Genomic DNA, 10176 nt, shown 5'->3' with positions numbered 1-10176 from the left:
TGCACGAGGACCCGGGGGTGCCCAACGAGGGCCGACCCGGGCGCGGGCTCCCCCTGCGGCACGGCATGGTCCTGCAGCGCCGAGGCGAGCACGGCGTTGAAGTTGAGCTGACTCTGCTCCCAGGTGTGCTTGCGGGCGTGCCAGCGGGCGCCTTCGGCCAGCTCCTTGCGGCGGATCTCGTCGCCGAGCAGATGGTCGAGCGCGGCCACGAACCCCGCCTGGTCATCGACCAGCACGCCGGACTCGCCGTCGTCGATCGACTCGGTCGTCCCGCCCGCGTCGCGGAAGGCGACGGTCGGGGTGCCGTGCTGGGCGGCCTCGGTGACCACCAGGCCCCAGCCCTCCTTCAGCGAGGGCAGCGCCATCAGCCAGGACCGCTCGTAGACCGCCTCCTTGGTCTCCTCGTCGACGTGCCCCAGCATCTCGACGAAGTCCCCGGCCCCCACCCGGGAGACGTACGCAGCCAGCTCGTCGGCCCACCAGCCACCGCCCACGATGGTCAGCCGCAGGTCCGGGTAGGTCGCCCGCAGCGCCGCCACCGCGTCGACCGCGAGCTCGACCCGCTTGTGCGGCACCAGCCTCCCGACGACGCAGATGGAGGGGTGCTCGGTCTTGGCCGGCTGGTCGCTCAGCGCGGGCGCGGCGCCGTTGTGCACGACCGCGACCCGGGCGGGGTCGACGCCGAGCGTGGCCAGCTCGGCCCGGGTGGCGCGAGAGACCGCGACGTACTGCTTGCGGCGGTAGAGCCGCGGCGCCAGCCACGACTCGATCCACCAGCCGACACGTCCGGACAGCCCCGGGTAGACCACCGGCCACTGCTCGCGGTGGACGTGATGGACGAGCACCGTGACCGGCGCCCGGGTGCCGAGCGGCGTGAAGAACGGCAGTCCGTTCTGCACGTCGATGACCGCATCGACGCGACCGATCGGGCCCAGCCGGCCGAGCGCGAGCAGCAGCACGCCCCACAGATAGATGCTGAGCTTGCCGCCGCGGCGTACGTAGCGGACGCCGTCGCGCTCCTCGCGGGCCCGAGCACCCGGGTAGGCCGCGGTGAAGACGGTCACCCGCGCTCCGGCATCGACCAGGCCGGCGGTGATCTGGTGGAGGTAGTGCTCGGCCCCACCGGCTTCAGGGTTGTCAGAATCGCGCCAGCTGAACACGGCGACATGGCCGCCGTTCAGCTGCGCTCCCTCGTTGGCGCGCAAAATACGGTGCTCCCCTGGATCTCGCAGTTCCCCGCTGCTGAGTGCTCCCTCCCCAGGGGTCACGCAGTTACTGGAGAGTAGGACATTTCGTGACGAAATGCACACCCTCTGGGGTAATCGGTTAGGGTTCCCGCCGTGCCGAACCTCCTCGACTCCCAGCGCGACGCCCCGGCCGGCACCGGCTGGAAGGCGACCTTGCGGCGCTCCGTGCGCCTCTTCAGCGACTTCCGCGTCGAGCAGACCGACCCGGCACGCTTCTACACGGCGCTGGCGGCCGACTCGGTGGGACAGCTGGCCCACTACACCGACGGTGAGACGTTGGACGGCACCGTGCTGCTCGACGTCGGTGGCGGCCCGGGCTACTTCCGCGACGCGTTCATGCGGGCCGGCGCGACCTACCTGGCGCTGGACGCCGACGCCGGCGAGATGCAGGGCGCCGGCATCGTCGCCGAGGGCAGCATGCTGGGCGACGGGATGCGGCTTCCCGTCCGGACCGGAAGCGTCGACGCCTGCTACTCCTCCAACGTGCTCGAGCACGTCCCGACCCCGACCGCGATGCTCGACGAGATGCTCCGGGTCACCAAGCCCGGCGGTGTCGTGTTCTGCTCCTACACGTTGTGGTGGGGCCCCTGGGGCGGCCACGAGACCAGCCCCTGGCACCTGCTCGGCGGCCGCTACGCGCGCCGCCGCTACCAGCGCAAGCACGGCCACGAGCCCAAGAACAGGTTCGGCGAGTCGATGTACGCGGCGACCGCCTCCGCCGGGCTGCGCTGGGCGCGCGCCCAGCGCAAGGCGGGCAACGCCGAGATCCTGGCTGCGGTTCCGCGCTACCACCCTGCGTGGGCGGCGTGGCTGATGCGGGTCCCGGTGGTGAGGGAGGTGCTCTCGTGGAACCTCCTGCTCGTGCTGCGCAAGACGTGACCCCGGAGCCGCCCTCGGCCACCTCGCCCCTGCGGATCACCGCCTACGTCGCGATCCTGACCGCGATCACGTTCACCCAGGCCCCGGGCCGGATCGTCGCGGACACCAAGTTCGACCTCAGCGCCGACCCGTGGGCCTTCCTGGCCCGGGCCCTGCACATGTGGGACGCCCAGGGCGCGTTCGGCCAGGTGCAGAACCAGGCGATCGGCTACTTGTGGCCGATGGGGCCCTTCTACGGGCTGGGCCAGCTGGCGCAGCTGCCGGAGTGGGTGATCCAGCGGCTGTGGTGGGCGCTGCTGCTCAACCTGGCGTTCCTCGGGGTCCTGATGGTCGCCCGGGAGCTGCGGCTGGGGCGGCCGTGGGCGCAGGTGGCGGGCGCCGCGGCGTACGTCCTGACACCACGCGTGATGACCATCCTCGGCGCCAACTCGGCGGAGCTGTGGCCGACCGCGGTGGCGCCGTGGGTGCTCCTCGCGGTCATCCGCGCCAGCGGCACCACCACGACGAAGGACCTGCTGCGCTGGTGTGCGCTGGCCGCCCTCGCGGTCGCCTGCGCGGGCGGCGTCAACGCGACCGCGGTCTCGGCGGTGCTGGTCCCGGGCGTGGTCTTCCTGCTGACCCGCACCGGCGCGCGGCGATTCGCCGTCCTCGTCCTGTGGGGCGTGTTCACCGTCGTCGCCACCTTGTGGTGGACGATCCCGCTGGTCCTCCAGGGCCGCTACATCCCGCCGTTCCTCGACTACATCGAGACCGCTGCGGTGACCGCCTCGACCACCGGCCTGCTGCCGACGCTGCTCGGCACCTCCGACTGGGTCGCCTACGCCGACCCGATCTACTACCCGGCCGGGCAGCTCCTGCACGCCACGCCCTACCTCGTCCTCGACGCGGCCGCCGTCGTCGCGATCGGGCTGGCGGGGCTGGCCGGGGTGGGCCGGGCGCGCCGCCATCCGGAGAGCCGGTTCCTCATCTGCTGCGTGCTGGTCGGTGTCGTCCTGGTCGGGATCGGCTACACCGGCGCGCTGGCCGGCTGGGGCGCCGAGGCCCGGCAGGACCTCGTCGACGGCGCGCTGGCCGCGGTCCGCAACAGCCACAAGTACGACGCCGTGCTCCGCCTCGGGCTCGCCGCCGGAGTCGTGCTCGCCGTCGAGACCATCCTCTTCCGCGCCGGCCTGGCCCGTGCCTCGGGCACGAGCACCAGGGCCGCGCAGTGGCTGCGAACCGTGTTCGTCATCGCCGTGGCTGCCTCGCTGGCCGGGCTCGCGGTGCCCTGGGTGCGCGGCCAGGTGCCACCGCCGGGCTCGATCGAGAACGTTCCCGGCTTCTGGACCGACGCGGCCGACCACCTCTCCGAGAACGACGACGGCGGCGTGACGCTCGTGGTCCCCGCGGCGCGGTTCGGCGACTACCTGTGGGGGAGCACCCACGACGAGGTCCTGCAGCCGTACGCCGACTCCCGCTGGGCCGTGCGCGGCGTGGTGCCGCTGGCCGAGCCGGGCAACGTCGTCTGGCTCGACCGGGTCACCGAGGAGCTGGAGCGCGGCACCCCGAGCGCGGATCTCGCGCCGATGCTGGCCAAGGCCGGCGTCACCCGGCTGCTGGTGCGCAACGACCTCCACTGGGGGACGACCGGCGCCCCACCGCCCTCGCTCGTGCATGCCACCCTCGACCAGTCGCCGGGGTTGACCCGGGAGGCGAGGTTCGGCGCCGACTTCGGCAACACCACCTACCACCGCGAGAAGGGCACCCGGGTGCTCGTCGACGGGGGACTGGCCGGGGAGTATCCCCCGATCGAGATCTACCGCGTCGAGGACGCGTCCGCCGGTGCGACGCTCATCCCCGCGAGGACGACCGTCATCGGCGACCCCGGCGAGCCCGCCAGCGGGGCTCAGGCGGTGCTGACCGCTGACGACACCCGATCGGCCGAGGACGCCGAGACCCAGGCCGATGTCATCCTGACCGACGGGCAGCGGCGGCGTACGACGATCTTCTCCGGGGTCCGCGCCAACTCCTCGGCAACCCGCACCGCCGAGGAGGGCGTCGACTCCGACCAGCCCGAGAGCTTCCACCGCTACCTGGAGGACCAGGAGCGGTGGCAGAGCACCATGGTCTGGCGCGGCGTCGAGGCCGTGGAGGCCTCCAGCTCCGCGGCCACCCCGGCCGAGGTCCCGGTCGACCGGGGCCGAGCGCCCTCGGCCGCCCTGGACGGCGACCCCGACACCGAGTGGCGCACCGAGACCGGCTGGGGGCTCGAGCCCGAGGGCGCCTGGCTGCGGGTGCGGTTCGAGGACGAGGTCGACCTCGGCCGGGTCACCATCACGCTGCCCGACAACGTGGTCGGGGTCGAGCGGCTCGAGCTCGTCGCCGGCGCCCAGATGCGCAAGGTCTACGCCCCGCAGCCGGGGCAGCAGGCGACGTACGACCTCACCGGGTTCAGCGCGCGCACCCTCACCATCACCGCCCGCGGCGCCACCGCCCACGGCCCCTGGGGGATCAGCGAGCTCGACATCGAGGGGGTCGAGGCGCAGCGCCTGGTCGCGCTCCCGGAGCCGCCGCAGGACGCCACGATCCGCAAGATCCGGCTCGGCCGCGACACCGACCGCAGCGGCTGCATCTCCCAGGGCGGGGTGCTCTACTGCGAGCCCTTCCTGGCCGGCACCGGCGACGACGGCGACCACCTCGACCGGCTGGTCACGCTGACCCGCGGACAGTCCTTCCACGTCACCGGGACGGTGTCGCTGCGCCGCGATCACTCCTACGCCGAGGCCGCCGCCGCCCTCGCCGGCGTCGACATCACCGCCCCGAGCAGTGGCGACATCGCCCAGTCGGCGCTCGCGATGACCGACGGCGACGACGGCACCTCCTGGCGCGCTCCGTCGACCGAGCCGGCCGCGGTGACCCTCGGGCTGCCCGAGCGGCAGCGGATCAGGTCGCTGCGACTCGTCGTGAACGAGGCCGCCCCGGTCAGTATCCCCACGGAGGTCGAGATCACCGACCTGCGCCGCCCCAAGCGCACGGTCACCCGCGAGGTCGGCGAGGACGGCGACGTCGCCGTGCCCGCCGGCTGGCGCACCGACCGGCTCCGCATCCGGATCACCGAGACCGACGCCGCCTACGACCAGCCCTCGAGCATGGCCGACGCCACCGAGCTGCCCGCCGGCATCTCGGAGCTGCAGGTCAACGGCCGTGCGCTCGGCGACGGCCGGCTTCGGGCGGGCTGCGCCGAGGGGCCTCAGATCCGCGTGGGCGACCGGCTGCTGCGTACATCGGTCAACGGGTCGCTCTCCGATCTGCTGCGGGGCGGTGAGGCGTCGCTGAAGGTCTGCGGCACCACACCGCTCGCGCTGGCCGCCGGTGAGAACACCCTCCTCGCCGACCCGGCCCCGATCGCCTCGGGCTCCGCTTCGGCAGGTGGCGCGCTTCGGTTCGACAGCCTCGAGCTGCGCGCCGAGGTGATCGCGGACGCCGAGCCGCCGACCGCGGTCGAGGTGGAGCGGGACGATCGCGACGCCGCGGTCTCGGCGACGGTCTCGGCAGAGACCTACGACCGTGTGCTCGTGCTCCCGCAGAACATCAACACCGGAGCCACCGCGACCCTGGACGGCAAGGCGCTTCGCCCCCAGCGGGTCGACGGCTGGCAGCAGGGCTGGATCGTGCCCGCCGGAGCCGGGGGAGAGGTACGTTTCGGCTTCGCGCCCGAGCGCACCTACCGAGCCGGGCTGCTCGCCGGCGCGGGCGGCGCGGCGCTGGCGCTGGCGCTCGCGCTGGTGACCTCATGGCGCCGCCGTGGCACCCCACCCAGCCTCGAGCTGTTCCCGGTGGCCGCGCCGTGGCGGTGGTACGACGGTGGGCTGCTGGTCCTCGTGGCCGGTCTGCTCGCCGGCTGGTGGGGTGCGCTGGCCGCCGTGGTGGCCTGGCTGCTGCCACGGGTGACGGGCCGCCGGCCGGCCGTCGTACGTCTCCTGGCCATCGGCTCCGGGGCCGCGCTGCTCGCCGGCGCCCTCGCGGTCGAGATCCTCCCGGCCGCCTGGGATCTGCCGTGGGATCCGCCCGCCTGGACGGCTCAGGCGCTCTCGCTGGCCGCCGTCGTGCTCGTGGCCGCCTCCGCCTCCGCGGGGCCGCGCTCCGAGGACGCGGGCGCGCGCGAGGGCCGAAGCGAGGGGCGCCAGCCGCGCAGACGCATCACCCTGCGCTCGAACAAGGTGTAGGAGAGTGCCGCCAGGGGAATCGTGACCGCGACGGTCATGCCCAGCACCGTCCAGAAGCGGTCGGCGAACACCTCGAAGCCGAGGACCTCCATGCCCATCAGCAGCACGAACATGTGGATCGAGAAGATGCCGTAGGAGACCTCGCCCAGGGCGGTGGGCACCGGGCTTGCCAGCCAGCGGCGGACCGGACCCTCGAGCTCGGGTCCGAAGACCACCGGGAAGACGACGCAGACGGCGACCGCACCGTAGAGCACGCACTTGAGTGCGGCCTCGGCCGGTGTCGGTGGACCGGAGAGGCCCATCGGGCCGGTGATCGGCGTGCACGCGGCGATGAAGAGCCCCAGTGCCAACAACCACCATCCGGCCAGGTCACGCGCGGCGGCGTCGAGCCGCGTACGCGCGCCGGGGTGGACGGAGCAGGCCGCGAGCGTCGTCCCGGCGAGGAACCAGGGGAGGTATGCAGGCAGCCACTCCGCCGCGAACGGCTGCGCGATCCAGGTGCGGGCACCGGCCGCGAAGACCACGCCGCCGACCGAGAGCAGCAGCGAGACGACGAGCACCCTGCGTAGGGCCAGGCGGTTCCGCGGTGTCAGTAGCCGCACGACCAGCGGTAGCGCGAGGTAGAAGGCGACCTCGGTGCACAGGCTCCACATGTGCGCCAGGCCGTACGCGTGGGAATCCTGGGTGTAGATCTGGGTCAGCGTGAGGTTGGCGATCCAGTCACCGAGATCGGCGTCGGAGTTCTCGGGGACGACGAGGAGACAGACAGCGACCACCACCCAGTAGAGCGGCAGGATCCGCAGTGCCCGCTTCCACAGGTAGCGCCCGGTGCTGGGAGGCGGGGTGCCTTCGGCGCTGGCCACGAACCACGGCCTGGCCAGCAGGAACCCGGAGATCACGAAGAACAGGGCGACGCCGAGGTCGAAGTGGGCCAGCATCGCGCCGGTCCAGCCACGTTCGTAGCGGCCGGTGTGGAAGCCGACGTGGGTCAGCACCACCATCAGTGCCCCGACTGCCCGCAGGGCGTCGAGGGTGAGGAAGCGGCGGTCCATCAGTCGCCTTCCCCGGCGCCCGAGATCGGGTCGCCGTACGGAACGACCTCGCCGACCTCGATGTCGCTCACGCATGGCTTCGAACCGGGCGTCAGGCTCTCGAAACCGACCGTGTCGAAGCGGCCCTCACCCGTGCGCAGGTAGAGGCTGCGGTATCCGGGCTCGATCTCGACGTCGTACGAGTGGTCTCCGGCTGTCACTCGCATCCGGCCAGCGTCCTCGGTGCCGGCGGCATAGCTGACGCGGATCCACCACCCCTCGCCGTGGACGCCACCGTCCAAGGCCACCTCGAGGGACGTCTGGCGCACTCGCAGCGGGCACTGGTCCGGGCTCGGCGTCGGATCGACCGCGCCCACGGAGCGGCGTTCCGGCTCGACCGCCGCGGGGCGGATGTGGCCCTTGTCGTCGACCACGAAGAGATGATTGGTGCTCGACCGTGGAAATTCCATCTTGTCGGCGAGCGGCCGGAGCACGGCGCTGACCTGGTTGTACGGGTAGGAGGCGCCCCAGACCATCCATCCGGGGACAGGGCCGTCCGCCATCGGCAGCGGTTCCTCGACCCCCTCGAGGTCGGCCTGAACCGTGTCGATGTAGCGCCGGGTGTGGTCGTCGTCGTGCCAGCCCTGGGCGTAGGAGTAGGACGAGAAGAGCCCCAGGGCCGCGACCACCGCGGTGGCGACCGCCACCCGCTTGGGTACGTCCAGGAACGGCGAGGTGCGCGTCGGGGTGAGTGTCTCCACCGCCCCGCGCAGCGGCAGCGTGGCCAGCGCGAGCGCCATCGCGGTGACCGCGATCGTGTCGGTGAGATAGCGGTAGGCGAGCGCGATGTCGGCGCCGACGGCGCCTGCCCGGATGGCGGTGATCAGCGCGATGTCGACGACGAGGATGCCGCCCACGAGCCACCAGGCCCGCAGCGCGATCGAGCGGGTGCGGGCGAGCTCGTAGGTCAGCAGCGCCAGCACGCCGACCGCGAGCACCGAGACCACCGCTCCGGGCTCGGCCCAGCCGGCCGAGTTGCCCTCGAGCCAGGTCCAGCGCAGCGGCCCGCCGACCACGCCGGGCGCCCACGACTCGAACAGGAACCGCTGCGCGACCAGCGCGAACCCGTTGGCGTCGGAGCTGCGCGAGGCCTCCGACGATCCGGCGCCGAGGACGAGGTAGGCGACCACGGAGCCGATCGAGACGACCCCGTAGAGCAGCACGCCGGGCAGGTAGCGGGTCAAGACGGTGCGCAGCCGGGTCAGGATGTCGCCGGTGGCGAACCAGCCCAGCGCCAGCACGGCGTAGGGCCAGAACAGCAGCATCGCCTTCTCGCCGAAGGCGATCGCGGCCAGGGTGATGAGCATGGTCAGCAGGGCCCAGCGGAACCGCCGCGTACGCAGGTAGTTGAGGTGTGCCCACGACCCCCAGAAGATCGCGGCGAGGAACGGCAGCTGGGTGATGCCGGGGCCCCAGGACAGGAACGCCGGCAGGCTGATCGAGGAGAACAGGAACAGGGCCAGCGGGGGCAGGATCCCGCGCCGCGGGCCGAAGGCGGAGCAGAGGAACACCAGCGTGCCGAGGTTCGCGACCGCCTGCAGCACCAGCAGCTCGGCGGCCGGGTAGGCCCAGGCGTACGGGTCGAGGCTGAAGTTCCAGGCGGTCAGTGCGAACGCTCCCGGCATCAGGTGGCCGGCGAAGCCGTGGAAGAGCAGGTCGGCCGAGAGCCCGTCCGACATCAGCTTGGACATGAAGTTGGCGTCGTCGAAGCGGTACCACGAGCCGCTCAGCGCCCACGCGCGGAAGGCGAGCTGGGCCGCGATCAGGGCGAGCGCGGCAGCGACGACACTTCTGGGAGTCGCCAGGACGCCGTCGGCAGCGGGCGCGTCAGCGGGCCCGCCGGTGTGCCCGGCAGCGGTGGTCGTGGGGTGGGGGGAGGACACGAAGAGGAAGTGTCGCACAGCAGTTTGTGACCCGTTGCACACCTATCCGGGTATTGCTGCTACGGTTCGCGGATCGAGGGGGGACCTGAGGCCTTGGGAGGGGCAGAAACATGCGAAGAGTGATTGGTTACGTCTTCTTGCTGGTCGGCGCGTTCGCGCTGGTCGCGGCCGCAGTGGCGGGCTTCTGGGGCAGGGACGCCGCGGCGACCGTGCCGCTCGACGTGGACACCACGACCGTCCTGGACGGCACCGCCAGCGGCGCGCTGGCCAAGTCGGACACCCCGGTGCCGGTGAGGTACACCCGGACGACCGAGGCGGCTCCGAAGGACTCGACCGACGACGTGGTCGTCTTCGTCGAGGCCGGCTGCATCATGATCCAGGAGGGTGAGACGCCCCCGTGCGCCCGCGCCGAGGAGGACGACCGCGTGGTCATCACCACCGAGCGTGCCTACGCCATGGACCGCAAGACCTCCGAGGTCGTCGAGGACCAGGCCACGTACGTCGGTGAGGAGCGGGCCGTCGACGGGATGACCGGCCTGGCCGGCAAGTTCCCGTTCGACACGCAGCGTCACGACTACAACTACTGGGACGACACGCTCGGCACGACCGTGATCGCCAAGTACATCGACGACGTCGACGTCGAGGGCGTGAAGACCTACCAGTTCGAGGTCTCGGCGTCCTCCGACGACGAGATCCTGTCGAAGGGCGAGGACGGCGAGCCCGACACCGACGACGACGTCCGCGGCTCCTACGAGGCCACCCAGACGATCTATGTCGAGCCGACCACCGGTTCCTACATCGACCAGAGCGCGACCCAGAAGATGGTCACCAGCAGCGGCATGGTGCTGATCGACGCGGAGATGAGCTACTC

Annotated in this window: 5 protein-coding genes and 1 pseudogene; 3 read left to right on the top strand and 3 right to left on the bottom strand. The window is 72.2% G+C overall.

Annotated features, from left to right (window positions below; all coding sequences use genetic code 11):
• A partial coding sequence (locus ACFVJS_RS22430) for a glycosyltransferase family 4 protein (protein WP_378885115.1) occupies positions 1 to 1205 on the bottom strand: 1205 nt, incomplete at its 3' end.
• Between the two features lie 135 nt (positions 1206 to 1340).
• Between ACFVJS_RS22430 and ACFVJS_RS22425 the strand changes: the two genes are divergently transcribed.
• Together ACFVJS_RS22425 and ACFVJS_RS22420 are read left to right on the top strand one after the other, a co-directional pair.
• Entirely contained in the window at positions 1341 to 2126 is a 786-nt protein-coding gene (locus ACFVJS_RS22425) for a class I SAM-dependent methyltransferase (RefSeq protein ID WP_378885112.1), read from the top strand.
• Positions 2045 to 4159: pseudogene (locus ACFVJS_RS22420) on the top strand (alpha-(1->3)-arabinofuranosyltransferase family protein); the annotation flags it as partial. The gene ACFVJS_RS22425 and the pseudogene ACFVJS_RS22420, both read left to right, overlap by 82 nt.
• Before the next feature lie 2027 nt (positions 4160 to 6186).
• Here ACFVJS_RS22420 and ACFVJS_RS22415 read toward each other — a convergent pair.
• Together ACFVJS_RS22415 and ACFVJS_RS22410 are read right to left on the bottom strand one after the other, a co-directional pair.
• Entirely contained in the window at positions 6187 to 7383 is a 1197-nt protein-coding gene (locus ACFVJS_RS22415) for an acyltransferase family protein (RefSeq protein WP_378885109.1), read from the bottom strand.
• Positions 7383 to 9305, bottom strand: a complete 1923-nt coding sequence (locus ACFVJS_RS22410; RefSeq protein WP_378885106.1) for a hypothetical protein — start codon at positions 9303 to 9305, stop codon at positions 7383 to 7385. Before ACFVJS_RS22410 ends, ACFVJS_RS22415 begins: the two co-directional genes overlap by 1 nt.
• A 110-nt stretch (positions 9306 to 9415) precedes the next feature.
• Here ACFVJS_RS22410 and ACFVJS_RS22405 point away from each other — a divergent pair.
• A partial coding sequence (locus ACFVJS_RS22405; protein WP_378885104.1) for a porin PorA family protein occupies positions 9416 to 10176 on the top strand: 761 nt, incomplete at its 3' end.

This window comes from Nocardioides sp. NPDC057772 (genome assembly GCF_042798075.1).
Classification (GTDB): domain Bacteria; phylum Actinomycetota; class Actinomycetes; order Propionibacteriales; family Nocardioidaceae; genus Nocardioides.
This window is presented reverse-complemented; position numbering and strand designations above follow the sequence as displayed.

Bases quoted from the DNA above. Each gene is read 5' to 3' on its own strand.
- ACFVJS_RS22415 (WP_378885109.1), bottom strand. From the start codon at position 7,383: ATGGACCGCCGCTTCCTCACCCTCGACGCCCTGCGGGCAGTCGGGGCA.